Source organism: Mycobacterium sp. MOTT36Y (genome assembly GCF_000262165.1).
Taxonomy (GTDB): domain Bacteria; phylum Actinomycetota; class Actinomycetes; order Mycobacteriales; family Mycobacteriaceae; genus Mycobacterium; species Mycobacterium intracellulare.
Genome location: NC_017904.1, coordinates 374,326 through 400,072, shown reverse-complemented (window position 1 = coordinate 400,072; position 25,747 = coordinate 374,326). Strand labels below are relative to the sequence as shown.

The window sequence follows — 25,747 nt, the reverse complement described above, 5'->3', positions numbered from 1 at the left end:
CCGGGTGCTTAGAGCCCGGCCAGCGCCAGCAGGTGCTCGGTTTCCGGGCCCTTCACCAGCGGCGCGGCCAGCGGCGCCTCGGTGGGACCCAGCCCGAAGGAGGGGCAATCCTTGGCGATCAGGCAGACGCCGCATGCGGGTTTGCGCGCGTGGCACACCCGGCGGCCGTGGAAGATCACCCGGTGGCTCAGCATCGTCCACTCGCTGCGCTCGATGAGCTCGCCGACCGAGTGCTCGATTTTGACCGGGTCCTTGTCCGTGGTCCAGCGCCACCGGTGCACGAGCCGCGCGAAGTGGGTGTCGACGGTGATGCCGGGGATCCCGAAGGCGTTGCCCAGGATGACGTTGGCGGTCTTGCGGCCCACGCCGGGCAGGGTGACCAGTTCGGCCATCGTCGGCGGCACCTCGCCGTCGAACCGTTCGACCAGGGCCTGCCCCAGCCCGATCAGCGAGGACGCCTTATTGCGGAAGAACCCGGTCGGGCGGATCAGGTTTTCCAGTTCGGCGCGGTCGGCTTGGGCGTAATCCAGCGCCGACGGATACCGCTTGAACAGCGCCGGCGTCGTCAGATTGACCCGCTTGTCGGTGCTCTGCGCGGACAGGATGGTGGCGACGGTCAGTTCCAGCGGCGTGGTGAAGTCAAGCTCGCAGTGCGCATCGGGAAACGCTTGTGCCAGCGCACGATTCATCCGCCGCGCCCGCCGCACCAGGGCCACTCGGGATTCCTGCGACCAGCGCCCCGCGTCGACGCCATCGGGCTGGGCCGGCGTCGACTTCGAACGCCCGGACGACTTTGCCACTGTCACCTACGACAGAGTACTGATTTCGTGATCTCGCCGAGACCTCGTGTTGATGCAAGGCCATGTTTACTCTTCGTGTGTCATGGTTGCTGGTGGCCGGGGTTCCGGTGCTGCTGATGCTCGCGGCGCTGGGTCTGGGGCGGCTCGAATCCGAGCTCACCCGTGCCCCCCTGGCGGTGGCCGATGTCGACGAGTTTCTCGAGCGCGCGGGCGGTGTCGACATGCGGACGCTGGCCTCCGAGGGCATGCCCGAGGCGCTCGAATACCTGCATCGACGCGAGGCAAGGCAGCTGCCCGGCCCCGCGTTGACGGCGCGCAACGACGGGCCGCGCCACGCCGCGCCGTCATTCGCCGTCGGCTTCGTCGACCGCGACGAGATGACTCTGCCGACGCGAATCCACGGCCATTCGCACGTCAATCCGCAATTTAGGGCACCTCGACACGCCAATCGTGTGTAGCGTTGGCACGTTAGACACAATGGCGTTCCTCTAGACTCGTCACGCGAGCAAGGGATCAGCCTGCCCGTATACATTAATTTTCTGGGAAAGTTGAAGAGGCAACGTGGACGAGATCCTGGCAAGGGCAGGAATCTTCCAAGGGGTTGAGCCCGGCGCGGTCACGGCGCTGACCAAGCAGCTGCAACCCGTCGACTTCCCCCGCGGACACACAGTCTTCGCTGAGGGGGAACCGGGGGATCGGCTCTACATCATCGTCGCGGGGAAGGTGAAGATCGGTCGCCGCTCGCCCGATGGACGCGAGAACCTGCTGACGATCATGGGCCCGTCGGACATGTTCGGCGAATTGTCGATCTTCGACCCGGGTCCGCGGACTTCCAGCGCCACCACCATCACCGAGGTGCGTGCGGTGTCGATGGACCGCGACGCGCTGCGGGCGTGGATCGCCGATCGCCCCGAGATCGCCGAGCAGTTGTTGCGGGTGCTGGCCCGACGGCTGCGCCGCACCAACAACAACCTGGCCGACCTCATCTTCACCGACGTGCCCGGCCGGGTGGCCAAGCAGCTGCTGCAGCTCGCCCAGCGTTTCGGCACCCAGGAAGGTGGCGCCATGCGGGTCACCCACGACCTGACGCAGGAGGAGATCGCCCAGCTGGTGGGGGCTTCCCGCGAGACGGTGAACAAGGCGCTGGCCGACTTCGCCCACCGCGGCTGGATCCGCCTCGAGGGCAAGAGCGTGCTGATCTCCGACTCCGAGAGGCTCGCGCGCCGAGCGAGGTAAGCGCGCGCGAAGCGCGGGCGCAACCGAGCGAGAATCCCACCCCGAGCGAGGTAAGCGCGCGCGAAGCGCGCGCGCAATCCTGGTCTGCGAGCGCTTCGTGGCTGCAATTTGCGGCGCTCAATTTCGCAATGGCGTTACGCTCGCGAACGCTCGCCGGGGCGACTCCGCGCTAGCCGCGCAGGTGGTTCAGCTGCACCTGCACCGACCATTCGGCGGCATCCCACAGCTTCTCGTCGACGTCGACGTAGACGTGCTCGACGATCTGGCGGGCCCCCGCGTCCTCGCCGAGCTCGCGCAGCGCGGATCGCACCTGCTCCAGCCGCTCATGCCGGTGCGCAATGTATCCGCGCGCGACGGCCTCCAGGTCGGACAGCTCCGGCCCGTGCCCGGGCAGCACGGCGCGGCGGCCCAGCCCCCGCAACCGGTGCAGCGATTCCAAATAGTCGGTGAGACTGCCGTCTTCGGAGTCCATCACCGTGGTGCCGCGGCCCAGGATCGTATCGGCGGTCAGCACGGCATCGTCGAGGACGAAGGACAGCGAATCGGCGGTGTGGCCGGGGGTGGCCATGACCTTGATCCTGAGTCCGGCCGCATCGATGACCTCGCCGTCGACCAGCTCGCCGCCCAGCCCACGCAGAAAGCCACTGCCCGCCGACCGGACCGTCGCGCCGGTGCGCTCGACGAGCTTGTCGATGCCGTCGGTGTGGTCGCCGTGCCGGTGGCTGATCAGCACCAAACCGATGCGCCCCAGCGCGGCGACCCGCGCGATGTGCTCGTCGTCGTCGGGGCCGGGATCCACGATGACCAGCTCGTCGCTCCGCGGCCCGCGCAGCACCCAGGTGTTGGTGCCCTCCAGCGTCATCAGGCCCGGGTTGTCGGCCAACAGGACCGAGACCGTGTCGGTGACTGCCCGCAACCTGCCGTATGCGGGGTGAGTCGGCGGCTCGGCAACCTCGGTCACGACCGTCAGCCGACCTCGACGATCAGCTCCACTTCCACCGGCGCGTCCAGTGGCAGCTCGGAGACGCCGACCGCCGAGCGCGCGTGCGCGCCCCGGTCGCCGAAGACCTCGCCGAGCAGGTCGGAGGCGCCGTTGATGACGCTGGGCTGGCCGTTGAACCCGGGAGCCGATGCGACGAAGCCGACCACCTTCACCACTCGGGTCACCGAGTCGATGCCCACCAGGGAATCGACCGCCGCCAACGCGTTGAGCGCGCAGATCCGCGCCAGCGCCTTGCCCTCGTCCGGGGTGACCTCCGCGCCGAGCTTGCCGGTGCCCGCCAGCTTCCCGGCCCGCATCGGCAGCTGGCCGGCGGTGTAGACCAGGTCGCCCGTGCGCACCGCCGGCACATAAGAGGCCAGGGGCGCGACCACCTCCGGCAGCGCGAGATCGAGCTCGGCCAGTCGGGCCTTCCAGGAAGGCTGGGCGCTCATCTCTACTTGGGGCGCTTGAGGTAGGCGACGTGCTGTTCGCCGGTCGGGCCGTTCAGCACGGACACCAGCTCCCAGCCGTCGGCGCCCCACTGGTCGAGGATCTGTTTGGTGGCGTGCGTCAGCAACGGGACGGTGACGTACTCCCAGGCGGTCGGTTGGCTCATGCGGCGAGCTTATCGGTCGGAGGTGAACCGCTCCGGCCAGCCCGGCCGGGCTAGCATGCGAAGGTGGCAACCACTTCGAGCGGCGGCAGCGCCGTCGGCTGGCCGGCGCGCCTGACCAAGGCCCGCTTGCATTTTGTGACCGGCAAAGGCGGTACCGGCAAGTCGACGATCGCGGCGGCGCTGGCGCTCACGCTGGCGGCCGGCGGCCGCAAAGTCCTCCTCGTGGAAGTCGAGGGCCGCCAAGGGATTGCGCAACTCTTCGACGTCCCACCCCTGCCCTATCAGGAGGTGAAGATCGCGACCGCCGAACGCGGCGGCCAGGTCAACGCCCTGGCGATCGACATCGAGGCCGCATTCCTGGAATACCTCGACATGTTCTACAACTTGGGCATCGCCGGCCGCGCGATGCGCCGCATCGGTGCGATCGAGTTCGCGACGACCATCGCGCCCGGCCTGCGCGACGTGCTGCTCACCGGGAAGATCAAAGAGACGGTGATCCGCGTCGACAAGAACCGGCTCCCGGTGTATGACGCGATCGTCGTCGACGCGCCCCCGACGGGACGGATCGCGCGGTTTCTCGATGTCACCAAGGCCGTCTCCGATCTGGCCAAGGGCGGCCCCGTGCACTCGCAGGCCGACGGCGTCGTGAAGCTGCTGCACTCCGAGCAGACCGCCATTCACCTGGTCACCCTGCTGGAGGCGCTGCCCGTCCAGGAAACGCTCGAGGCCATCGAGGAGCTCGCCGACATGCAGCTGCCGATCGGCAGCGTGATCGTCAACCGCAACATCCCCTCCTACCTGCAACCGGCCGATCTGGCGAAGGCCGCCGAGGGGGACGTCGACGCCGACTCGGTGCGGGCCGGGCTGGAAAAGTCCGGAATCACGTTGAACGACAACGACTTCGCCGGCCTGTTGACCGAGACCATCGAGCACGCGACCGTGATCGCCACCCGCTCCGAGATCGCGCAACAGCTCGACGCGCTGAAAGTCCCGCGGCTACAACTTCCGGCGATCTCCGACGGGGTCGATTTGGGCAGCCTTTACGAACTGTCGGAATCGCTTGCACAGCAAGGAGTTCGATGAGCACCACGCCGAAACCGCTTGATATGGCCGCTATCCTGGCCGACACGTCGAACCGGGTGGTGGTGTGCTGCGGCGCGGGCGGCGTGGGCAAGACGACCACCGCGGCCGCGATCGCCCTGCGCGCCGCCGAATACGGCCGCAACGTCTGCGTCTTGACGATCGATCCGGCCAAGCGGCTGGCCCAGGCGCTGGGGGTCAACGACCTCGGCAACACGCCGCAGCGCGTCCCGCTGGCGGCGGAGGTTGAAGGCGAGCTGCACGCGATGATGCTCGACATGCGTCGCACCTTCGACGAAATGGTGGTCCAATACTCCGGACCCGGTCGCGCACAAGCGATTCTGGACAACCAGTTCTATCAGACCGTCGCCAGTTCGCTTGCGGGCACGCAGGAATACATGGCGATGGAGAAGCTGGGCCAGCTGCTGGCCGAGGATCGCTGGGACCTGGTGGTCGTCGACACCCCGCCGTCGCGCAACGCGCTGGACTTCCTGGACGCGCCGAAGCGGCTGGGCAGCTTCATGGACAGCCGGTTGTGGCGGCTGCTGCTGGCGCCGGGCCGCGGCATCGGCCGGTTGGTCACCGGCGCAATGGGTTTGGCCATGAAGGCAATGTCGACCATCCTGGGCTCACAGATGCTCGGCGACGCCGCCGCGTTCGTGCAATCGCTGGACGCCACCTTCGGCGGCTTCCGGGAAAAGGCGGACCGCACGTACGCGCTGCTGAAAAGGCGTGGCACGCAATTCGTCGTGGTGTCGGCGGCCGAGCCCGACGCGTTGCGCGAGGCGTCCTTCTTCGTCGACCGGCTGTCGCAGGAAGGCATGCCGCTCGCCGGGCTGGTCTTGAACCGCACGCATCCGACGTTGTGCTCGCTACCGGCCGAGCGGGCGATCGACGCCACCGAGATGCTGGAGCACGACACCGATTCCGAAGCCGCGTCGCTGGCCGCGGCCGTGCTGCGGATTCATGCCGACCGCGCGCAGACCGCCAAGCGGGAAGTCAGATTGCTCTCCCGATTCACCGGAGCCAATCCGCACGTGCCGGTCATCGGCGTTCCTTCGCTGCCGTTTGACGTGTCGGATCTGGAAGCGCTGCGGGCCCTCGCCGACCAGATCACGTCGGTCGCCTAGGGCCCCACTCGGTCAGCCCGCGGTGCGGCTTCTGCTCTTGTCGAAGAAGTCCGCCCAGGACACCACCTCGGGGTGCTGCTTGAGCAGCGCGCGGCGTTGCCGCTCGGTCATGCCGCCCCACACCCCGAACTCGACCTTGTTGTCCAGCGCGTCTGCCGCGCATTCCTGCATCACCGGGCAGTGCCGGCAGATCACTGCCGCCTTGCGCTGGGCCGCGCCACGGACAAACAGTTCGTCGGGATCGGTCGTGCGGCAGAGCGCCTTCGAGACCCAAGCGATCCGTTCTTCAGCATCGACGCTGCGGAGTACACCTTGTGCGGCTGCGATGTTTGTCCTACGCGCCGCCGGCCGTATTGGTGACACGAATCGTTCCCTTTCCCTACCGGCCGCCCGTCACGGCCGCCCTCCTTGGGTGCAGATCCAACCCTGCGATCTACGCCTCACCATGTACATCGGTGTTACCTGAATCTCACCGTGTGTCTAAGTTAGGTGGTCAGGTGCCAATTGCGCAACAGTCCGATAACGCTTTTTTTGGGACGAGCGTGCCGTCTCGTCCAAAAAATCCGGCGGGAAAGTGATCTTGCACACTGGGCTACCCGTCTGACCTGTGACGCAATCGCAAATTCTGGGTGCGCACCCGAGGGGCCCGGGCGCCGAAATTTTTGGGCGAAGTTGCAGCGTGGCGGCGTGACTGGGGGCCGCTACTGTAGTAGCCATGTCAGACCGCCCCCCGGCCGCGCTCACGATCTTGAAGCTCGCGGGGTTCTGTTTGTTGGCCAGCGTCGTCGCCACCGCACTCCTGTTTCCCGTCGCCGGCGGCATAGGGCTGGTGTCCAATCGGGCCTCCGAAGTGGTCGCCAACGGCTCCGCGCAGCTGCTCGAGGGCGAGGTGCCGGCGGTGACGACGATGGTCGACGCCAAGGGCAACACCATCGCGTGGCTGTATTCGCAGCGCCGGTTCGAGGTGCCCAGCGACAAGATCGCCAACACGATGAAGCTGGCGATCGTCTCCATCGAGGACAAGCGGTTCGCCGACCACAACGGGGTGGACTGGAAGGGCACCCTGACCGGGCTGGCGGGCTACGCGCGCGGTGACGTGGACACGCGCGGCGGGTCGACCATCGAGCAGCAGTACATCAAGAACTACCAGCTGCTGGTCACCGCGAAGACCGACGCGGAGAAGCGCGCGGCGGTGGAAACCACCCCGGCGCGCAAGCTGCGCGAGATCCGGATGGCGCTGACGCTGGACAAGACCTTCACCAAGCCCGAGATCCTGACGCGGTATTTGAACCTGGTCTCGTTCGGCAACAACTCGTTCGGCGTGCAGGACGCCGCCCAGACCTACTTCGGCATCAACGCCTCCGACCTGAACTGGCAGCAGGCGGCGCTGCTGGCGGGCATGGTGCAATCGACCAGCGCGCTCAACCCGTACACCAACCCCGAGGGCGCTCTCGCGCGGCGGAACCTGGTGCTGGACACCATGATCGAGAACATCCCGCAGGAGGCCGAGGCGCTGCAGGCCGCCAAGGCCGCGCCGCTGGGCATCCTGCCGCAGCCCAACGAGTTGCCCCGCGGCTGCATCGCGGCGGGCGATCGGGCGTTCTTCTGCGACTACGTGCAGGAGTACCTCTCCCGGGCCGGGATCAGCAAGGAACAGGTGGCCCGGGGCGGCTACCTGATCAAGACGACGTTGGACCCGGACGTGCAGCTGCCGGTCAAGGCGGCGATCGACAAGTTCGCCAGCCCGACGCTGCCGGGCATCTCGAGCGTGATGAGCGTGATCCAGCCCGGCAAGACGTCGCACAAGGTGATGGCGATGGCCAGCAACCGCACCTACGGGCTGGACGTCGACGCCGGTCAGACCATGCGCCCGCAACCCTTCTCCCTGGTCGGCGACGGCGCGGGATCCGTCTTCAAGATCTTCACCACGGCCGCGGCCCTGGACATGGGGATGGGCATCAACGCCACCCTCGAGGTGCCCGGCCGGTTCCAGGCCAAGGGCATGGGTAGCGGCGGGGCCAAGGGCTGCCCGAAGGACAACTGGTGCGTGGTCAACGCCGGTAACTACCGCGGGTCGATGAACGTGACCGACGCGTTGGCCACCTCACCCAACACCGCGTTCGCCAAGCTGATCCAGCAGGTCGGGGTGACGCGCACGGTGGACATGGCGATCAAACTCGGGCTGCGGTCCTACGCCGACCCCGGCACCGCCCGCGACTACAACCCCGACAGCAACGAGAGCCTCGCCGACTTCGTCAAACGGCAGAACATCGGATCGTTCACCCTGGGCCCGATCGAGGTGAACGCGCTGGAGCTGTCCAACGTCGCGGCCACGCTCGCCTCGGGGGGCACCTGGTGCCCGCCGAACCCGATCGACAAGGTGGTCGACCGCAAGGGCAACGAAGTCGCGGTGACGACCGAGACCTGCGATCAGGTGGTCCCCGAGGGGCTGGCCAACACACTGGCCAACGCGATGAGCAAGGACGCGTTGGGCGGCGGCACGGCGTCCGGTTCGGCCGGCGCGGCGGGCTGGGACCTGCCGATGTCCGGTAAGACGGGCACCACCGAAGCCCACCGCTCCTCGGGCTTCGTCGGATTCACCAACCACTACGCGGCGGCCAACTACATCTACGATGACTCCACCAACCCCACGGACTTGTGTTCGTCCCCGTTGCGGCACTGCGGCGAGGGCGACCTCTACGGCGGTAACGAGCCCGCGCGCACGTGGTTCACCGCGATGAAACCGATCGCCACCAACTTCGGCCCGGTGCAACTGCCGCCCACCGACCCGCGCTACGTCGACGGCTCCCCCGGGTCGCGGGTGCCGAGCGTGGCGGGCCTGGACATCGACGCGGCACGCGCGCGCATCAAGGAGGCCGGCTTCCAGGTCGCCGACCAGAACAACTTCGTCAACAGCAGCGCGAAGCAGGGCGAGGTGGTCGGCACGACACCGAGCGGCGCGACGATTCCGGGCTCGATCATCACCATTCAGGTCAGCAACGGCATCCCGCCCGCCCCGCCGCCGCCGCCCGAAGGGGCGCCGGTGCCGGTCGGCTCGCAGGTCGTCGAGATTCCGGGGCTGCCGCCGATCACCATCCCGTTGATGGCGCCGCCACCGCCGGCCCCGCCCGGTGCGCCGCCCCCGTAAATCTGATTGCGTCGTGACGCACGAGATACGCTGCCCGTCCGCGACCGGCAGTAGGCTGCCATCATGGCGAACGTTATGCCCGTCCTGATACGTGCCGGTGCCGCGGCGCTCGGTTCGAGCGTCGCCGGCCTCGGCTATGCCGCGATCATCGAGCGCAACGCCTTCGTCCTGCGCGAGATCACCATGCCCGTGTTGAGCCCGGGTTCCACACCGTTGCGCGTGCTCCACATCAGCGATCTCCACATGACGCCCGGCCAGCGGCGCAAGCAGGCGTGGCTGCGGGAGCTGGCCGGCTGGGAGCCGGACCTGGTGGTCAACACCGGCGACAACCTGGCCCACCCGAAGGCCGTCCCGGCGGTCGTCCAGGCCCTGGGCGACCTGCTGTCGCGGCCGGGTGTCTTCGTGTTCGGCAGCAACGACTACTTCGGGCCGCGCCTGAAGAACCCGCTGAACTACGTGACCAACCCGTCGCACCGGGTCCGCGGCGAGCCGCTGCCCTGGCAGGACCTGCGGGCGGCGTTCACCGAGCGCGGCTGGCTCGACCTCACCCACACCCGGCGCGAGTTCGAGGTGGCGGGTCTGCACGTCGCCGCCGCGGGCGTGGACGACCCGCACCTCGACCGGGACCGCTACGACACCATCGCGGGCCCGGCCAGCCCCGCGGCGAACCTGCGGCTGGGACTGACCCACTCCCCGGAGCCCAGGGTGCTGGACCGCTTCGCCGCCGACGGCTATCAACTGGTGATGGCCGGGCACACCCACGGCGGACAGGTCTGCCTGCCGTTCTACGGCGCCCTGGTGACCAACTGCGGCCTGGACCGCTCGCGCGCGAAGGGGCCGTCGCGGTGGGGCGCGCACATGCAGTTGCACGTCTCCGCGGGGATGGGCACCTCGCCGTTCGCGCCGGTGCGATTCTGCTGCCGGCCCGAGGCGACCATGCTGACGCTGATCTCCACCCCGATGGGCGACCGCGACGCGGCCAGCGACCTGAGCCGTTCGCAGCCAACAGCTTCGGTGCGTTGACCGACCGGACCCGGATCGCGGTCCGCAGCCGCTCACGGTGCTGGACCGACAACGCGATCCGGTTGATCCACGCCGACGCCCGCCGCAGCGCCGACACCCACCTGCTGCGCTATCCGCTGCCGTCGGCGTGGAGCACCGACGTCGACGTCGCGCTGTACCTCAAGGACGAGACCACCCACATCACCGGCAGCCTCAAGCACCGGCTGGCCCGCTCGTTGTTCCTCTACGCCCTGTGCAACGGCTGGATCGACGAGGGCACCACGGTGGTCGAGGCGTCGTCGGGTTCGACGGCGGTGTCGGAGGCCTATTTCGCGGCCCTGCTGGGGCTACCGTTCGTCGCGGTGATGCCGGCGGCGACGAGCGCATCGAAGGTCGCGCTGATCGAAGCCCACGGCGGCCGTTGCCATTTCGTGCAGAGTTCCAGCGAGGTGTATGCCGAAGCCGAGCGCGTCGCCCGCGAAACCGGCGGGCACTACCTGGACCAGTTCACCAACGCCGAACGCGCCACCGACTGGCGGGGCAACAACAACATCGCCGAGTCGATCTTCGAGCAGATGCGCGAGGAGCGCTTCCCCGTCCCGGAATGGATCGTGGTCGGCGCCGGCACCGGCGGGACCAGCGCCACGATCGGGCGCTACATCCGCTATCGCCGCCACGCCACCCGGTTGTGCGTCGTCGACCCGGAGAACTCCGCCTTCTTTCCCGCCTACGCCGAGGACCGCGACGACGTTCTGATGCCCACCTCGTCGCGCATCGAGGGCATCGGCCGCCCGCGGGTGGAGCCGTCGTTTCTCCCCGGCGTGGTCGACCGCATGGTGGCCGTCCCGGACGCGGCGTCGATCGCCGCCGCGCGCCACGTCAGCGCCGTGTTGGGGCGCCGGGTGGGACCGTCCACGGGCACCAACGTGTGGGGCGCGTTCGGCCTGCTCGCCGAGATGGTCGCCGAAGGCCGCAGCGGTTCGGTGGTGACGCTGCTCGCCGACAGCGGCGACCGCTACCGCGACACCTACTTCAGCGACGAGTGGGTCGCGGCGCAGGGACTGGACCCAACGGGCCCGGCCCGGGCGCTGGTCGAGTTCGAGCGTTCTTGCTCGTGGGAGTGACGTGGCGCACCGCGGTTTGGCGAGCCGCTGGCCCGGTGCGATAGGCTGTCGGAGCTTCAGGCGGGGTGTGGCGCAGCTTGGTAGCGCGCTTCGTTCGGGACGAAGAGGCCGTGGGTTCGAATCCCGCCACCCCGACCACTTAGGTTTTGCTCGTCCGGTGTCGGTCGCAATCACCCAAAACCCGGCCGATATAGTGGATCTCACCGTAATGCTGAGCAGACAGCATTGACATTCGTCGCCGTCATAACTGACAAATGATCGCCTCGCGAGACCGCAGGCTGGGAGAAAACGGCGCGGGTTTTGCCTGGAACCGGTCTCGACGCACGAAGGCGACATTCAGTGACCAATTTCGACGATCTCACCCTGCTCACCGACGTTCTGCGGGCCATCTATTCGGCGGACGCGGCCGACTTCCCTCGGGTGCTGGACGAGCTGACCAGGGCGGCGGCGCGCTGGGTGCCCGGGGCGCAGGAGGCGGGGATCACGGTCACCAGCCGGCAGAACGAGGTCAGCACCCCCTCGGTCACCGACGACTGCGCCAGGTTGCTCGACGAGTTCCAGCAACGCCACCTCGAGGGGCCGTGCGTGCACGCCGCGTGGACCCGGAAAGTCGTCGTCATCGACGACCTCGGGAGCGACTCGCGCTGGCCGAAGTATCAGGCCGACGCCCTCGCGTACACGCCGGTGCGCAGCGTCCTGTCACTGCCGATGTACGCCGACGAGCTCAGCATGGGGGCGCTGAACTTCTATGCCGAACGCCCGCACGCCTTTTCCGACGATTCCCGCCGGGTGGCCGCCGTCTTCGCCGCGCTGGGCGCCCTGGCGTGGAGCAACGTCGTCCGCACCCAACAGTTCAGGGAGGCCCTGAGCACCCGCGACACCATCGGGCAGGCCAAAGGCATTCTGATGGAGCGCTACGACCTCGATGACCACACGGCGTTCAACACGCTGATCAAACTGTCGCAGAGCACGAACACCCCGCTGCGCGAGATCGCGCGCCGGGTCATCGAGGACACCACCCGGCGCTGAGGCGCGCCGTCCGAACGCGCTGCGGCCCAGGGCATCTCGCGGCCGTTAGTTCCCCCGCACGGGAAGGGGCGCCACCCGCGTCCAGTTCTGCAGCTGGGTGCGCCCGACCAGCCGGCATTGATGGGTGCCGGCCAATTGGCGGGCCGCCTTCGTGAACGTCTGGTTGGTCACCACGACCGCCCGATTGCAGCCGTGGTGGCGCGACCCGGAAACGACCTGTTGCACCGCGGCGACGCCGACGGCCTTGGCCAGCCTTTTGCACTGCACCGCCATGCGGACGCCGCCCCTTTTGGCGATGAGGTCCACCCCGTAGTCGCCGGTGCTCGCGGTCGGCGTGACGGTGTAACCCGCGACGCGCAGCTGGGCGGCGACGAATTCCTCGAATTCGGTACCGGACATGCGGTCGATGGCCCGCAGCCGGGATTTCGCGTGTTTGAGGTCGCGGCGGCGGTGGGCGTCGGCCTGACGGCGGTCCCGCTGCACCGAAAGCCACCACAGCACGGCGACCGCGAGCGCGAGCCCGCCGAGGCCGGCCAAAAACCCCGCCGGCGGGCTGCCGGTGGCCTGCTGCGTGAAATACCAAGGGAGAGCTAACCCCAGCAGGAGGAGCAACCCGAGAACCTTCTCCATGACTCCTCAACGTGCCGTTCGCGCCGACGCAGACTTGTCCGATGAACCTAGTTCAAGCCTGTGACATTTCGGCGCAGGCGCGAGACGGCGCCACGCCGCGGCCGGGGCGCTATCGGCGCGTTACGCGCAGTCGGCGCAGACCGGCAGGCCGGAGCTGGAGCGACGCAACCGGCTGCGGTGCTGCACCAAAAAGCAACTCGAGCAGGTGAACTCGTCGGCCCGCTGGGGGATCACGGTCACCGTCAGCTCCTCCCCGGACAGGTCGGCGCCGGGCAGCTCGAAGAAGTGGACATCGTTGGGATCCTCGTCGGCCACGGTGGTGCCGGCCCCGCGCAGGGTCGGTGCCAGCTCGCGCAGCGAGGACTTGTCCTGGGTGTCGTTGTCGGATACACGGCGTGCGTCGTAGTCAGTGGTGGTCGCCATCGGAGTTCCTCCCTGCTCTCAGACGGGCTGACGCACTTTGCTGTACTCACCCGTGGCGCAGGCAGTACCCCGTTCACGCGCGCCCTACACCGATCTGGGGCAAGAATTTCGGCCGCCGCACGCATCCGCTTACGCGCCAGCGGGTCCCCCCGGCGTCCCGGCGTCGCCGACCGGACGCCGCCGGGGCAACCCAACGCGGTCGCTCGCGAGATCCGTTGAATGCCAGCGTTATTCGCAACGGAGCGGCGGCTCGGGTCGCCGCCGCCACGCCGCTCAGCCGCCGGCCGGTGTCAGCCCGGCCCGGCGTGGGTATGCCCACCACATGACGTTGCGACCCGATGCGGGCGCCCCCGCCGTCCTGTTCGACGTCGACGGCACCCTGGTGGATTCCAACTACCTGCACGTCCACGCGTGGCGGCGCGCGTTCGACGCCGAAGGCATCGTGGTGGCGTCGTGGCAGATCCACCGCCGCATCGGCATGGACGGCTCAACGCTGGTGCGGACGCTGTCCGACGACGCGCCCGACGACGTGCAGGAGCGGCTCAGCGACAAGCACAGCCACTACTACCGCGAGATCACCGCGTTGTCAGAACCGCTGCCCGGGGCCCGCGCCCTGCTGCGCCGCGTCGCGGACCTGGGACTGCAGGTCGTGCTCGCCAGCTCGGCGCCCGAGGACGAATTGGCGATCTTGCGCAAGGTGCTCGATTGCGATGACGTCATCTCCGAGACGACCTCGTCCCGTGACGTCGACACCGCCAAACCCGAACCGGGCATCGTGCACGTGGCGCTGGACCGGGCCCGGGTGGATGCCCGGCACGCCGTCTTCGTCGGGGACGCCGTCTGGGACGCGCACGCCGCGGCGGCCGCGGGAGTGCCCTGCATCGGGCTGCTCAGCGGCGGCATCTCCCGCGCGGAGTTGCAGGAGGCCGGGGCCGCCCCGATCTTCGCCGATCCGCAGGACCTGCTCGACCATCTGGAAACCACCCGGATCGCGGAGTTGTCGCCCGGCCGCTGACTACATTCCGTGCGTGCGCAGCGTCAGGGGTAACGCCCACCAGAAGATGGCAAACAGCGCCAGGGCGCAGGCTCCGGCGATGAACCCCACCGTCGCCCCGGCCACCGCGACAAAGACGATTGCCGTGACCCCGGTCAGCGCCGTGCCCAGCAACGCCAGCCCGGCGTAGGCACACCGGTGCGCGGCCGACACCAGCGCCTGGAGGCGGTGCCGCCGGAACAGCAGCCGGTGAATGGCGACCGGGGCGATCAGCAGCACGGTTGCGCCCACCGAACACCCCACCGTCACCAGGTACACGATCCGCATCGGTCCGCTGAGCACGTCGAAGCGCTGCTGGAACGGCAGCGTCAACAAGAACCCGGTGAGCAGCTGCACGCCGGTCTGCACCACGCGCAACTCCTGCAGCAGGCTGTTCCAATTGCGGTCCAGCCGTTCGATTTCGGTTTCACCGCGCTGGCTGCGGTCCCATTGCTGGTCGTCTTCCGGATGATCGACACCCATGGCTGCCGGCGCCCCGGTTGCTAGCCGTTGAGTTTGCCGTCCCGCACCGCGGTCAGCGCGTCGTCGAGCGTCGGATACAGCGGGAAGGTCTTGTCCAGACCGGTCAGATGAATCGGCCGCCTGGTGGCCGGGCCGCGCGCGACCACGCCGAACCCGGTGTCCTTGCCCAGCTTCTCGTACGTCGCGGCCAGGATCTTCAGCCCCACCGAGCCCAGGAACTCCACCGCCGAGAGATCGATGACCAGTGCGGTGGGACTCTCCGCGACGACCGCGCCGATGGCCTGTTCCAGGGCAGGAGCCGTGACCAAATCGATTTCGCCGCTGACACTGACCACGGAAACGCCGTCGTGGTCCTCAACCAACGTGGTAATCGAATCAGGAGCTGACAATGGCAATCCTTTGTCCTGGGCCTTGAATGCCTCGAGCGTGGTTCAACCCTAGCCTGCGTTATGAACTGCGAGAAGAATATGCCCTCTACACGTGGCCCGCGACAACCCAGGCTAGTCTCGCAAAAAGGAACTGCAGACCGCAGTGCGTGACGTGTACTCGGGAGGCCTGGGGAGGCCATATGTCAGATTCGACGTCGGATTTCACCAGTACCGGCACCGCAGCGCAAGTCGTCGGCATTTCCAGCGAGGGGCTGTTGCCTCAGCTCGTTCAGCACCTGCGGCAGAATCGGACCGTTTTGCGGGAGGAATGGGCCCGCCGCATCACCGAGGCCGAGCTGCTCACCGCGATGACGCCCGAAGAGCTCTTCTCCGAGGCCACGGCCGTCTACGACAACTATGTCGAGGTGCTCGAGACCGGTAGCGTCGAGGCGCTGCAGGCCTACGCCCGCGACCTGTCCGAACGCATCATTCCACGGGGCGTGGAAACCGACGAGGTCGTCGGCATCGTCCTGCTGCTCCGCGACGTGCTGGCCCGCTCGCTGTTCGAGAAGTACCAGACCGAGTTCGAGATGCTCAACCGGGTGCTGGACGCCTACGAGCCGGCGGCCAACCGGATCGCCAACACCGTGGCGGTCAGCTTCGTCCAGGAACGTGAGCGCATCATCCGCCAGCAGCAGGAGGCGATCCGGGAGCTCTCGACGCCGGTGCTGCAGGTGCGTGAGCAGTTGCTGATCCTGCCGATCATCGGTGTGCTGGACAGCCAGCGCGCCCGCCAGGTCACCGAGCAGCTCTTGCGTGCCATCCGGGCCAACCGCGCGAAAGTGGTGGTCATCGACATCACCGGTGTGCCGACCATCGACTCGACCGTGGCCAACCACCTGGTGCAGACCGTCGACGCGTCGGGGCTGATGGGTGCCAGCGTGATCATCACCGGCCTGTCCTCGGAGATCGCGCTGACGCTGGTGACGATCGGCCTGGACCTGTCGAAGATGAACGCGGTCGGCGACCTGCAGGGCGGCATCGAGGAAGCCGAGCGGCTGCTGGGTTACGAGGTGACTCGCACCGGCGAGCAGACCGGGTGACGGTTAGGAACGCGAGCGCCGCATGCCAGTACCGATCCTGAAACAGGGTTCGATCCTCATCGCCTCGGTGCAGGCCGCGCTCTCAGACTCCGACGCCGAACGGCTGCGCTACGACCTCATGGAGCGCGTCAGCCGGTTCCGCGCGCAGGGCATCATCGTCGACGTCACCGCCATCGACGTCATGGATTCCTTCGCGGCCCGCTCGCTGCGCACGATCGCGCACATGACCCGGCTGCGTGGCGCGGACACGGTGATCGTCGGCCTGCAGCCCGAGGTGGCGTTCGCGATGGTCCAGCTTGGCCTGGCGTTCGACGACATGAACACCGCGCTGGACCTGGAAGAGGGCCTGTCCCTTCTGAATCGTCAACTGGCGCAGCGGAAACCGACGATCGGGCGCGATGGTGGCGGCTGATATCGTCGTCGCCATCGACCATCCCGACGACATCGTCGACGCCCGCAAGGCGGGACACCAGCTCGCCCTCGATCTGGGATTCTCGCTGACGGACGTCACCATGATCGCGACGGCGATCTCCGAAATCGCGCGCAACATCACCAGCTACGCCGGCCGCGGCTCCGTCCGGGTCGGGGTGGCCGACCGGGAGGGGCGCAAGGCCCTGGTGGTGCGCGCGGAGGATCAGGGGCCCGGGATCGCCGACATCGAACGCGCGATGGAAGACGGATATTCGACCGGCCGCGGGCTCGGGATGGGATTGCCGGGCGCGCGCCGCCTGATGGACCGGTTGGTCGTCGAGTCCACGGTCGGTCAGGGGACCGTCATCGAGATGTGGAAATGGGTCCCGCCCCGTGCATGAAAGCGGCCGGTTCGGACCCATCGAATGGGCCAGGGCGGGCCGGCCCTTGCCCAGCGAGTACACCTCCGGCGACCGGGGCATCTCGGTCGCCATCGGCGGCGAGGCCGCGCTGTTCGGTCTGGTGGATGGCCTCGGTCACGGGCCGGCCGCCGCGGAGGCTGCGCTGCGCGCGATCGATGCGGTCAAGAACAACAGTTCCGAGCGGCTCGAAGTCCTGATCCAGCTTTGCCACCGGCTGCTCACCGGAACCAGAGGGGTGGCAATGACGTTGGCGCGGGTGGATTTCGCCGCGAACACGCTGACGTGGACGGGAGTCGGCAACGTCACCGCCGATCTGGTGGCCAAAGCGCCCAGCGGTGTCCATGTCCGGTCCAGTGCCCGTCTCACCGGGGGCATCGTCGGCTACCGGATACCGGAAATCCGTCCGGCACAGGCTATTTCGATCCGCCCCGGTGATCTTCTCGTGATGAGCACCGACGGGATCGGGGAAGATTACCTGGGTCACGTCGACTTCTCGGCGCACGCTGTCGCCATCGCGGAAGAGATTCTCGGTAAGGGCGCCAAGGAAACCGATGACGCGATGGTGCTGACGGCGCGGCACAGGGGGACCTCGACATGAGCGGCAACGAAGACTTCCACGATCGCTACGCCGCCGCGTTGCGCAACTATCTGGACTCACCCGATGACGCCAACTTGTCGATCGGAAATGAGCTCGGCCGCACGGCCCTACAGAATCAGATCAGCCTGCTCGAAATCGTCGAGAACCACGTCCGCCTGGTTTTCGAGATCGCGAAGGACGTGCGCATCGACGGGCCGATCGCGCTGGAGTTCCTGCTGCAACTGCTGGCTCCCCTCGACGTGGCCATGCGCGGCTTCATCGACGGCAACAGGCGCTACGCGGAACAGCGGGATCGCGCGGATTGGCTGGCAGATCGCGACAAATTCCGCAACGCGCTGGTGAATTCGCTGCAGGAGGGGTTCTTCGTCGCCGACCACGAGGGCTCCGTGATCGAGATGAACAGCGCCTTCATCGACATCATCGGCTTTCCCAGCGAGGGTTTGCCCTATCGGTGGCCGCACCCGTGGCTGGTCGACACCAAGACGGCGGCCGAGCAGATCGGCCTGGTGCTGAACCACGGCAGGGCCGACTACGAAACGCCGATCCGCCACGGCGACGGGCATCTCGCCTGGGTGAAGGTGAGCATCAACGCGGTCAAGGAATCCGGCAGCGATCGCGACGCCTACGTCGGGACCGTTCGAGATATCACCGCGGAACGCGCATTCGCGGCGCGGGAGAGCGCGGTGTTGCGCCTGGCCACGGCGGTGGCGGTGGCCAGGAGCGTGGACGAGTTGCTGTCGATCACACTCGACGAGTGCCGCGCGGCGATCGACGTGCAGCGGGTGGTCGCGGTCATGTGGCCCAGCGGCGAGGGCGACCCGACCGTCCACACCGCGGGCGAGCCCGCGGCGACGTCGTGGCGCAAGCTGGATCCGTGGTTGCGTCACACCTTCTCCGACGCGCGCCAGCAACTACCGCTGACCGCGAAAACCGTTGAGTCACCTGATCATCCCGGTAAGGCCCAGGGATTGGTCGCGGTGCTCTCCGGCACCGGGGACCTGGCGTTGTGGCTGGAGCTGCGCACACCCCGCTGGGTCAGTGGCGAAGACCGCCTGCTGGTCACCGTGCTGATCAGCCACCTCAGTCTGGCGATGCAGCACGTTCGTCAGTTCGAGAGCGCCCGCGAGACGTCGCTGACGCTGCAGCGTGCCATGCTCCCGCCCATCCAGCCCCCGCCGGGTTTCACGGTGCGCTACGAACCCGCGGTGCTGCCCTTGGAGATCGGCGGTGACTGGTACGACGTGCTGCCGATCGGCGAGCACCGCATCGGCATCGTCGTCGGCGACTGCGTGGGACGCGGCCTGCCCGCCGCCGCCATCATGGGCCAGCTGCGCAGTTCCGCGCGAGCGTTGTTGATCAACGGCGCCGAGCCGGCGGTGCTGCTCGATCAGCTGGACTCGGCGGCGTCGCTCATCCCGAACGCCTACTGCACCACCGTGTTTCTCGCGATCCTGGACACCGAAACCGGGCTGTTGCAATACAGCAACGCCGGGCACATGCCAGCCGTGCTCATCGGCCCCGAGCCGGGCACGACGACCCTGTTGACCGACGCCGCTTCGGTGCCGCTCGCGGTCCGCCGCGATGAACCGCGCCCGCAGGCCACCCGGGTGCTGCCGCCCGGCTCGACCCTGATGTTGTTCACCGACGGGCTGGTGGAACGCAAACACGAGTCGATCGACGACGGAATCGCCCGCGCGGCAGACGTTCTGGCGCAGACGATGACACTACCGCTGGACACCGTCGCCGACGAGATGCTTCGTGAACTGGCGCCGGCGGGCGGCTATGACGACGACGTCGCGATGGTGATCTACCGCCACCACCAGACGCCGCTACGCATCGAAAGGGACGCCACCGCAGACCAATTGGTTCGCATCCGGCACCGCCTCGCGGACTGGCTGCGCGCCGCTCACATCACGGGGGACCTGGCCGCCGACATCGTGCTGGTGGTCAACGAGGCCTGCACCAATTGCGTCGAACACGCCTACCGCGGATTCGTCGCGGGGACGATGGTGGTCGAGGCCAGCCTCGGCGACGGCGAAGTGCGCACCCGGATCACCGATTACGGTTCGTGGAAGGCGCCGGCCGCCAACCCGGTCAACGGTGGGCGCGGCTTGCCCCTGATCAGGGCGCTCAGCGATGCGACGCAGCTCGACACCGCGGCCACCGGCACCACCCTCGACATCACCTTCAGACTGCCGGCTGAATCCGGCTAGTGGGCGTCGAAAAGTGTTGCGGCGCCGTTTGCCGGGCCCCGGTTACGGGTAGTCACCGGCGTGACCCGCTCATCGACCATGACTGAACCCGTCCTGCCCGAGGCACACGGGCCCCTGTCGACAGCCGTTCGTTGCGCGCTGGCGGGCCCGCCGTCGGTTGACCATTTCGCGCGCATCGGCGCATCCGTGCGCGATTCCGACCCGTACGGTCTGGATCTGCAGCTGGCGCTGTCCGTCTGCTACGAGCTGCACTACCGCGGTTTCGCCGGTGTCGACCCCGCGTGGGAGTGGAACCCGGCGCTGCTGGCGCTGCGCGCCGAGCTGGAGCGCGTGTTCTTGGCCGGTGTGCGCCGCGACGTCGGGCCGATCGAACCCGAGCAGACGGCCGCGGCTGAGATGGAAGCGATTTCGATCGAACCCGTCGACGGCACCGGCCCGTCGTACTACCTGCGTGACACCGGGACGTGGCAGCAGATGTGCGAATACTTCGTGCACCGCTCGCTGTATCACCTCAAAGAGGGCGATCCGCACGCCTGGGCCATCCCGCGCCTGATGGGCACCGCCAAAGCGGCCTTCGTGGCGGTGGAGTTCGACGAGTACGGCGCCGGGCAGGGCCCCCGACTGCACCAGCAACTGTTCGCCGATCTGCTGACCGCGGCCGGGCTGGACGCGACGTATTGGGGTTACGTCGACGCGGTTCCCCCCGAATCGCTGGCGGTGGTCAATCTGATGTCGCTGTTCGGGTTGCACCGCTCGTTGCGCGGCGCCGCGATCGGGCACTTCGCGTCGACCGAGATCACCTCGCCGCCCGGATCCCAGCGCATGGTGCGGGCGTTGGAGCGCTTGCAGGCGCCCGCGGCCTGCATCAATTTCTACAGCGAGCACGTCGAGGCCGACGCGGTACACGAACACGTCGTGCGCGCGGATGTGGTCGGCGATCTCGTCGCCCGGGAGCCGCAGCTCGAGCAGGACGTCATCTTCGGGATCCGCGCGCACGCCGCGGTCGAAAACCGCTTGGCGGAAACGATTATGGCGTCGTGGAAGCAGGATCGGACGTCGTTGCGGCGGCCGCTGACGTAGCGGTCGTCTTGCTCAGGCGCTTGCATCTGCGGTGGCTGGTGTCGCACAAGGGGTACCTGCCGCTGCGACGGCAGGTGCAGATCGCCACCATGAACCGGTCGGACTGAACGACCTCGCCGCCGGGCATCTCGATGCGCACCGGACCCGAAACCAGCACCGGGCCGTTGGGCACCACCTGAACCCTGGTGGGACTCATCGCTTTTCGGCCCGAATCACGATCAGTTCCTCTTCCCGGCGTCCGCGCGGTATCAGGCCGACGTCTTCCAACCACTGCGCCCGGGATGTCATCACCGGGCCGAACGGAATCCATTTCGAGGCAACCACTGCCGCGTCCATACCGGCCCACTTGAGGGAATCCAGCGACTGCTGGACACCGGCGAGTGCCGAGTGCACCATCAGCAGGGATCCACCGTCGCGCAACAACTTCGGAGCCGACTCGCACAGCGGGTCGAGGATCAGGCGTCCGTCTCGGCCGGCATTCCAGGCCCACGACGGTCCGGCTTCCGGGCAGATCTCTTCCAGCTCGGCACCGGGCGGGGTCGGCACGTAGGGCGGATTCGACACCACCACGTCGAACGGCGCGCACTCCACCGCGGTTATCCACGACCCCTCGCGAACGTCGATGTCGATTCCGGCAGCCGCGGCGTTCTCCCGGGCGCAGCGAACGGCCTGCGGGCAGATGTCGAAGGCGGTCGTGTCGGCGCAACCCATCTCCGCCGCCGCTATCGCGACGAAACCGCTGCCGGTGCACAGGTCCAGAACGCGCCGTCCCGGGATCAGACCGGTCTCGTGCATCACATCGACCAGCAGTCTGGAGTCCTCCTGCGGCCGATACACGTTCTGGGTGGGCAAGACGGCGGGCTCGGGATATGTGGTCGTCACGGTTGGCCTTTCGAGAACCCTATACGGATAGCCGCTGATCACGGCTTGGCGGGATGATGCCCGCAAACCGGGGCATTCAAACCGACCGGCCCGGCATCGCCGCGGCTAACCGGCCGTCGCCTGGGCAAACTGTTTGAGGATCGCCGCGCAGAACGCGGGGAGGTCCGACGGTGACCGGCTGGAGATCAAATTGCCGTCGATGACGACCTCGTCGTCTTCCACCTGGGCGCCCGCGTTGCGAAGATCCGTGCGAATGCTCGGGTAGGACGTCAGCGTCCGGCCCACCGCCACACCGGCTTCCACCAGGGTCCAGGGTCCGTGACAGATGGCGGCCACCGGTTTGCCCGAGCTGACGAAATCGCGGACGAACGAGACGGCGTCGTCGTCCATGCGCAGCTTGTCCGGGTTCACCGTGCCGCCCGGCAGCACCAGGCCGTCGAATTCGCCCACCGACGCCTCGGACACTTTCCGATCGACGGCGAAGGTCCCGGCGGGCTCGAGATCGTGGTTGCGGGCCTGGATTTCGCCGTCCTTGAGCGAGAGCACCTCGACCTTGGCCCCGGCCTCTTGCAGCGCCGCGCGCGGCTGTTCGAGCTCAACCTTTTCCACGCCGTCGGCCGCGAGAAAAGCTATTCTCTTTCCTTGCAATTCGTTTGACATCGCCGTTTTCCTTCCTGCGATCGACGATTCGCGTCGGATCAAAGAGTTCGCATCGCCGTGTAGAGGTCCAGGCCGGCGATCCCGGACAGGGCGGCGGCGCAGACGATGCCCTGGCGCCGCCGCCCGGGGCCGCGGGCGGCCACACCCGCGATCAACAGGGCCATATCCAGGACATCCCCGGCCACACGGGTCCATACCAGCTTGTCGGGGCCCCCCAACAGCGCCGCGCCGTGGCCGCATTCGCGCACCCCAAGCGCGCGGATCACCCGGCGCGACCGGGCGGTGTCGTCGACACCCGCGATCGCGGCGACCCGACTCGGCGCCACCAGTTCGCTGATGCCCAGGGCTAAGCTGGCACCGCCGAGCGCGGAGACCAATGTGGCTGTGGTGCCGTCCGATTGGTCGCTCGTCATCGCCTGTCCGCCGATCAGTTCGCTGCCTCGCGCAGCGCGGCGAGCAACGGCTCGGCGGCCTCTTTGAGGAACCTCTCCTGGGTGTCCCCGCCGACCTGGATGAGCGCTATGTCGGTGAATCCGGCTTCCCAGTAGGGCCGGACGCTTTCGACGATCGCGTCGAGGTCGGGGCCGCAGGGAATGGTGCCGGCGACGTCTTCGGGGCGGACGAATTGGGTCGCGCCGGCGAAACCGGCCGGGGTCGGCAGGTCGGCGTTCACCTTCCAGCCGCCGGCAAACCAGCGGAACTGGTCGTGCGCGCGCTTGACGGCGGTGTCACGGTCGGGGTCCCAGCACACCGGTATCTGGCCGATCACCCGGCCGCCGCCGGCGAGGTTCGCGGCCTGCCGGGCGCCGTGCCAGCCGTGGACGAGTTCGGCCTTGGGCTCGGTTGCGATCAGGTGGTCGGCCAGCTTGGCGAACTTGTCGATCGCCTTGGTGCCCCCGATGGCCACCCCGATGCCGACCGGGACGTCGGGGACGTCCCACAGCCGCGCGGAGTCGACCTGGAAATAGTCGCCGGTGAAGTCCACCAGCTGCCCGCCGAACAGTTCCCGGATGATCTTGATGGCCTCACGCAGCATGTCCTGGCGGCGGGTGACGGCCGGCCAGCCCCTGCCCACGACGTGCTCGTTGAGGTTTTCGCCGCTGCCCAGGCCCAGCGTGAACCGGCCGTCGGATAGGATCTGCACGGTGGCGGCCTGCTGGGCGACGATGGCCGGGTGATACCGCATCGTCGGGCACGTCACGTAGGTGTAGAGGTCTACCCGTTCGGTGGCCTGTGCCACCGCACCCAGGACCGCCCAGGCGTTGGGCGCGTGCCCCTGCGAGCTGAGCCACGGTGAAAAGTGGTCACTGCAGACGTGGAAGTCGAAACCGCGCTGTTCGGCCGAAATGGCGTACTGGACAAGCTCTTTGGGTCCACTCTGCTCGGTCATCAAAGTGTAGCCAAAATTGGTCATGCGCAGTTGGGTACCCGGCTGCCCCGAGGGCAAACGAGTCCACCGAACCGGTCGGGCTACAGGCGCTCTTTGACGGCGGCCGACAATCGGGCGCCGTCGGCCTTGCCGGCCGCGATCGCGGTGGCGGCCTTCATCACCAGGCCCATCTGTTTCATGCCGGGGCGCTCGCCGATTTCCTCGGCCACCTGCGCGATCGCCGTGTCGGCAACGTCGGCCACCTCGGCCTCGGTGAGCGGGGTGGGCAGGTATTCGTCGATGATCCTGGCCTCGGCGTGCTCGTTGGCGGCCAGGTCTCCGCGCCCGTTCTGGGTGTAGATCTCGGCGGATTCGCCGCGTTTGCGCGATTCCTTGGCCAGCACCTTGATGACCTCCTCGTCGGTGAGGTCTTTGGCCTGCTTACCGGACACTTCCTCGGTTTGGATCGCGGCCAGCAGCATCCGCAGCGTGGCCGTTCGCAGCTTGTCCTGGGCCTTCATCGCCGCGGTCAGGTCCGCCCGGAGCCGCGATTTGAGTTCCGCCATGTGTGAGACGCTACGCGCGGGCGCGGGGGACAACGCGGTCAATGCCGGTCAACACCGGTCAACATTGTGAAATGCCACGACCGCCGACAGGATGGAGCCCATGACGAACGACGCGCCCGGCCGCGGAGCTAGTTTGCAAGGCCTCGGCGTTCGGTGACCGCGCCGCCGCCTGGTCATCCGGTTGGCCCGCCGCCCGCATACGGCCCGCCACCTCAATACGGCCCGCCACCTCAATACGGCCCGCCCCCGGTCTACCCGACCTATGGTCCCCCGCCGGGCTATCCGCCCCCACCCGGCCACGGCGTCCCACCCGGCTACGGGCCGCCGCCGGGCTACAGCACCCCACCCGCCTTCGGCGCGCCGCCCGGCTACGGAACGGTCAAGCCCGGCATCATCCCGCTGCGCCCGCTGACCCTCGGCGACATCTTCAACGGCGCGGTCGGCTACGTGCGCGCCAATCCGAAAGCGACGCTGGGCCTGACCGCCATCGTCGTCGTGGTCATGCAGATCATCACCAAGGTCGCCTTCTTCGGACCGCTGGCCGCCCACGACCGGTTCACCACCACCGGCGAGCCCGACACCCTGACCGCGGGGGTCCTGGGCGCCTGGACGGCGTCGGTGGGGGCCGGCCTCCTCGTCGGCTGGCTGGGCGGCATGCTGCTGTCCGGAATGCTCACCGTCATCGTCGGGCGGGCGGTGTTCGGGTCGCCGATCACCATCGGTGAAACCTGGACCAGGATCCGCGGGCGGCTGCCGGCCTTGCTCGGCCTGGCCCTGGTCGAGGCTGTCGTGGTGGCGGCCCTGGCCGGGCTGGTCGCGGTGATCATCGGGGTGCTGGCGGCGATCGGCAGCGCCGCGGCGGCCGTGGTGCTCGGCATCCCGCTGGTGCTGGTCGTCCTCGCGGCGCTGGTGTACCTGTACACCGTGGTGCTGTTCGCCCCGGTGCTGATCGTGCTGGAACGGCTGCCCGTGCTCGACGCGATCACCCGATCGTTCAGGCTGATCCGCAACGGGTTCTGGCGAGTGCTGGGCATCCGCACGCTCACCTTCCTGGTGGCCTCGATCGTCGCCAACGCCGTCGCGGTGCCGTTCAGCATCGTCGGTCAGTTTTTCCAGATCACCTCGTCCGGCACCGCCTTTTTGATCAGCACCGCGATCCTCTCCGTCGGGGCGGCGATCGGCGAGATCATTACCGCACCGTTCAACGCCGGAGTCATCGTCCTGCTCTACACCGACCGCCGGATGCGCGCCGAGGCGTTCGACCTGGTCTTGCAGACCGGCGCCGCCCAGGGGCCCTACGCGGCCGCGTCCACCGACAACCTCTGGCTCACGCGGCCGCTGTAACGGCCGAGCGAGGAC

Annotated in this window: 31 protein-coding genes and 1 tRNA gene; 17 read left to right on the top strand and 15 right to left on the bottom strand. The window is 68.1% G+C overall.

Features of this window, described 5'->3' with window-relative positions:
* Positions 1-8: 8 nt before the first annotated feature.
* Positions 9-689 (bottom strand): endonuclease III, encoded by a 681-nt coding sequence (gene nth / locus W7S_RS01960; protein ID WP_009954795.1) that lies wholly within the window; start codon positions 687-689, stop codon positions 9-11.
* A gap of 188 nt (positions 690-877) precedes the next feature.
* Here nth and W7S_RS01955 point away from each other — a divergent pair, with 188 nt between their 5' ends.
* Together W7S_RS01955 and crp are read left to right on the top strand one after the other, a co-directional pair.
* The gene (locus W7S_RS01955; RefSeq protein WP_008263355.1) at positions 878-1,258 is read left to right on the top strand and encodes a hypothetical protein; all 381 of its coding nucleotides are present in this window, start codon (positions 878-880) and stop codon (positions 1,256-1,258) included.
* A gap of 103 nt (positions 1,259-1,361) precedes the next feature.
* Entirely contained in the window at positions 1,362-2,036 is a 675-nt protein-coding gene (gene crp / locus W7S_RS01950) for a cAMP-activated global transcriptional regulator CRP (RefSeq protein ID WP_007772229.1), read from the top strand.
* Positions 2,037-2,205: 169 nt separating this feature from the next.
* Here crp and W7S_RS01945 read toward each other — a convergent pair whose 3' ends face one another.
* From W7S_RS01945 to W7S_RS26650, 3 genes are read right to left on the bottom strand one after another with little or no spacing between them, the layout of a single operon-like run.
* Complete coding sequence (locus tag W7S_RS01945; protein ID WP_008263349.1) at positions 2,206-2,997, bottom strand: MBL fold metallo-hydrolase; 792 nt, start codon at positions 2,995-2,997, stop codon at positions 2,206-2,208.
* Between the two features lie 5 nt (positions 2,998-3,002).
* Positions 3,003-3,470, bottom strand: coding sequence for a RidA family protein (locus W7S_RS01940; RefSeq protein WP_008263347.1), 468 nt, complete (start codon positions 3,468-3,470; stop codon positions 3,003-3,005).
* A gap of 2 nt (positions 3,471-3,472) precedes the next feature.
* Entirely contained in the window at positions 3,473-3,634 is a 162-nt protein-coding gene (locus W7S_RS26650; protein ID WP_008263345.1) for a DUF4177 domain-containing protein, read from the bottom strand.
* Positions 3,635-3,697: 63 nt separating this feature from the next.
* On the opposite strand from W7S_RS26650, the gene W7S_RS01935 reads away from it, so the two are divergent.
* Positions 3,698-4,717 carry an ArsA-related P-loop ATPase gene (locus W7S_RS01935; protein ID WP_008263344.1) on the top strand — a complete coding sequence of 340 codons (1,020 nt, stop codon included), beginning with the start codon at positions 3,698-3,700 and terminating at the stop codon, positions 4,715-4,717.
* Positions 4,714-5,844, top strand: a complete 1,131-nt coding sequence (locus tag W7S_RS01930) for an ArsA family ATPase (RefSeq protein WP_008263342.1) — start codon at positions 4,714-4,716, stop codon at positions 5,842-5,844. Before W7S_RS01935 ends, W7S_RS01930 begins: the two co-directional genes overlap by 4 nt.
* A gap of 12 nt (positions 5,845-5,856) precedes the next feature.
* Here W7S_RS01930 and W7S_RS01925 read toward each other — a convergent pair whose 3' ends face one another.
* Positions 5,857-6,207, bottom strand: coding sequence for a WhiB family transcriptional regulator (locus W7S_RS01925; protein WP_008263340.1), 351 nt, complete (start codon positions 6,205-6,207; stop codon positions 5,857-5,859).
* 352 nt (positions 6,208-6,559) lie between these two features.
* Between W7S_RS01925 and ponA2 the strand changes: the two genes are divergently transcribed.
* The 5 genes from ponA2 to W7S_RS01900 all read left to right on the top strand — a co-directional run bounded on the left by ponA2 (position 6,560) and on the right by W7S_RS01900 (position 12,147).
* Positions 6,560-8,992 (top strand): transglycosylase/D,D-transpeptidase PonA2, encoded by a 2,433-nt coding sequence (gene ponA2 / locus W7S_RS01920; protein ID WP_008263338.1) that lies wholly within the window; start codon positions 6,560-6,562, stop codon positions 8,990-8,992.
* Positions 8,993-9,055: 63 nt separating this feature from the next.
* Positions 9,056-10,015 (top strand): metallophosphoesterase, encoded by a 960-nt coding sequence (locus W7S_RS01915; protein WP_008263336.1) that lies wholly within the window; start codon positions 9,056-9,058, stop codon positions 10,013-10,015.
* Entirely contained in the window at positions 10,012-11,118 is a 1,107-nt protein-coding gene (locus W7S_RS01910) for a PLP-dependent cysteine synthase family protein (protein WP_014381696.1), read from the top strand. Before W7S_RS01915 ends, W7S_RS01910 begins: the two co-directional genes overlap by 4 nt.
* A gap of 61 nt (positions 11,119-11,179) precedes the next feature.
* Positions 11,180-11,256, top strand: a tRNA-Pro gene (locus W7S_RS01905).
* 201 nt (positions 11,257-11,457) lie between these two features.
* Positions 11,458-12,147 (top strand): GAF and ANTAR domain-containing protein, encoded by a 690-nt coding sequence (locus W7S_RS01900; RefSeq protein ID WP_009954787.1) that lies wholly within the window; start codon positions 11,458-11,460, stop codon positions 12,145-12,147.
* A gap of 45 nt (positions 12,148-12,192) precedes the next feature.
* On the opposite strand, the gene W7S_RS01895 is transcribed toward W7S_RS01900, so the two are convergent.
* A complete protein-coding gene (locus W7S_RS01895) occupies positions 12,193-12,777 on the bottom strand; it encodes a restriction endonuclease (protein ID WP_008263324.1) in 585 nt (194 codons plus the stop codon).
* A gap of 120 nt (positions 12,778-12,897) precedes the next feature.
* Positions 12,898-13,200 (bottom strand): DUF4193 domain-containing protein, encoded by a 303-nt coding sequence (locus W7S_RS01890; RefSeq protein ID WP_008263321.1) that lies wholly within the window; start codon positions 13,198-13,200, stop codon positions 12,898-12,900.
* Positions 13,201-13,522: 322 nt separating this feature from the next.
* On the opposite strand from W7S_RS01890, the gene W7S_RS01885 reads away from it, so the two are divergent.
* On the top strand, positions 13,523-14,215 hold the full coding sequence (locus W7S_RS01885) for an HAD family hydrolase (protein WP_014378937.1): 693 nt from the start codon (positions 13,523-13,525) through the stop codon (positions 14,213-14,215).
* Here W7S_RS01885 and W7S_RS01880 read toward each other — a convergent pair whose 3' ends face one another.
* Both W7S_RS01880 and W7S_RS01875 read right to left on the bottom strand, forming a co-directional pair.
* Positions 14,216-14,716: a DUF6328 family protein gene (locus W7S_RS01880; RefSeq protein ID WP_009954783.1), complete on the bottom strand. Its 501-nt coding sequence runs from the start codon at positions 14,714-14,716 to the stop codon at positions 14,216-14,218.
* Between the two features lie 20 nt (positions 14,717-14,736).
* Positions 14,737-15,105 carry an STAS domain-containing protein gene (locus tag W7S_RS01875; RefSeq protein WP_008263316.1) on the bottom strand — a complete coding sequence of 123 codons (369 nt, stop codon included), beginning with the start codon at positions 15,103-15,105 and terminating at the stop codon, positions 14,737-14,739.
* 179 nt (positions 15,106-15,284) lie between these two features.
* On the opposite strand from W7S_RS01875, the gene W7S_RS01870 reads away from it, so the two are divergent.
* The 6 genes from W7S_RS01870 (at position 15,285) to W7S_RS01845 (ending at position 20,911) form a co-directional block, all read left to right on the top strand.
* The gene (locus W7S_RS01870) at positions 15,285-16,187 is read left to right on the top strand and encodes an STAS domain-containing protein (protein ID WP_009954780.1); all 903 of its coding nucleotides are present in this window, start codon (positions 15,285-15,287) and stop codon (positions 16,185-16,187) included.
* A 22-nt stretch (positions 16,188-16,209) separates the two neighbouring features.
* Complete coding sequence (locus W7S_RS01865; protein ID WP_008263312.1) at positions 16,210-16,599, top strand: STAS domain-containing protein; 390 nt, start codon at positions 16,210-16,212, stop codon at positions 16,597-16,599.
* Positions 16,589-16,999: an anti-sigma regulatory factor gene (locus W7S_RS01860; protein WP_014378935.1), complete on the top strand. Its 411-nt coding sequence runs from the start codon at positions 16,589-16,591 to the stop codon at positions 16,997-16,999. The genes W7S_RS01865 and W7S_RS01860 overlap by 11 nt, the downstream gene beginning before the upstream one ends.
* Entirely contained in the window at positions 16,992-17,618 is a 627-nt protein-coding gene (locus W7S_RS01855) for a SpoIIE family protein phosphatase (RefSeq protein ID WP_014710831.1), read from the top strand. Before W7S_RS01860 ends, W7S_RS01855 begins: the two co-directional genes overlap by 8 nt.
* A complete protein-coding gene (locus W7S_RS01850) occupies positions 17,615-19,831 on the top strand; it encodes a SpoIIE family protein phosphatase (RefSeq protein WP_014710830.1) in 2,217 nt (738 codons plus the stop codon). Before W7S_RS01855 ends, W7S_RS01850 begins: the two co-directional genes overlap by 4 nt.
* Before the next feature lie 78 nt (positions 19,832-19,909).
* Entirely contained in the window at positions 19,910-20,911 is a 1,002-nt protein-coding gene (locus W7S_RS01845) for an iron-containing redox enzyme family protein (RefSeq protein WP_008263299.1), read from the top strand.
* Here W7S_RS01845 and W7S_RS25785 read toward each other — a convergent pair.
* From W7S_RS25785 to W7S_RS01820, 6 genes are all read right to left on the bottom strand, one after another.
* Entirely contained in the window at positions 20,859-21,107 is a 249-nt protein-coding gene (locus tag W7S_RS25785) for a CDGSH iron-sulfur domain-containing protein (RefSeq protein ID WP_080587974.1), read from the bottom strand. The genes W7S_RS01845 and W7S_RS25785 overlap by 53 nt on opposite strands.
* Entirely contained in the window at positions 21,104-21,793 is a 690-nt protein-coding gene (locus tag W7S_RS01840) for a HemK2/MTQ2 family protein methyltransferase (RefSeq protein WP_008263297.1), read from the bottom strand. The genes W7S_RS25785 and W7S_RS01840 overlap by 4 nt, the downstream gene beginning before the upstream one ends.
* 105 nt (positions 21,794-21,898) lie before the next feature.
* Complete coding sequence (locus W7S_RS01835; RefSeq protein WP_008263296.1) at positions 21,899-22,453, bottom strand: type 1 glutamine amidotransferase domain-containing protein; 555 nt, start codon at positions 22,451-22,453, stop codon at positions 21,899-21,901.
* Between the two features lie 38 nt (positions 22,454-22,491).
* On the bottom strand, positions 22,492-22,866 hold the full coding sequence (locus W7S_RS01830) for a hypothetical protein (protein WP_008263294.1): 375 nt from the start codon (positions 22,864-22,866) through the stop codon (positions 22,492-22,494).
* Positions 22,867-22,880: 14 nt separating this feature from the next.
* Positions 22,881-23,867, bottom strand: a complete 987-nt coding sequence (locus W7S_RS01825) for an LLM class F420-dependent oxidoreductase (RefSeq protein ID WP_008263293.1) — start codon at positions 23,865-23,867, stop codon at positions 22,881-22,883.
* Positions 23,868-23,923: 56 nt separating this feature from the next.
* Positions 23,924-24,388: a GatB/YqeY domain-containing protein gene (locus tag W7S_RS01820; RefSeq protein ID WP_008263292.1), complete on the bottom strand. Its 465-nt coding sequence runs from the start codon at positions 24,386-24,388 to the stop codon at positions 23,924-23,926.
* 153 nt (positions 24,389-24,541) lie between these two features.
* On the opposite strand from W7S_RS01820, the gene W7S_RS01815 reads away from it, so the two are divergent.
* Complete coding sequence (locus tag W7S_RS01815; RefSeq protein ID WP_008263291.1) at positions 24,542-25,732, top strand: hypothetical protein; 1,191 nt, start codon at positions 24,542-24,544, stop codon at positions 25,730-25,732.
* Positions 25,733-25,747 lie beyond the last annotated feature (15 nt).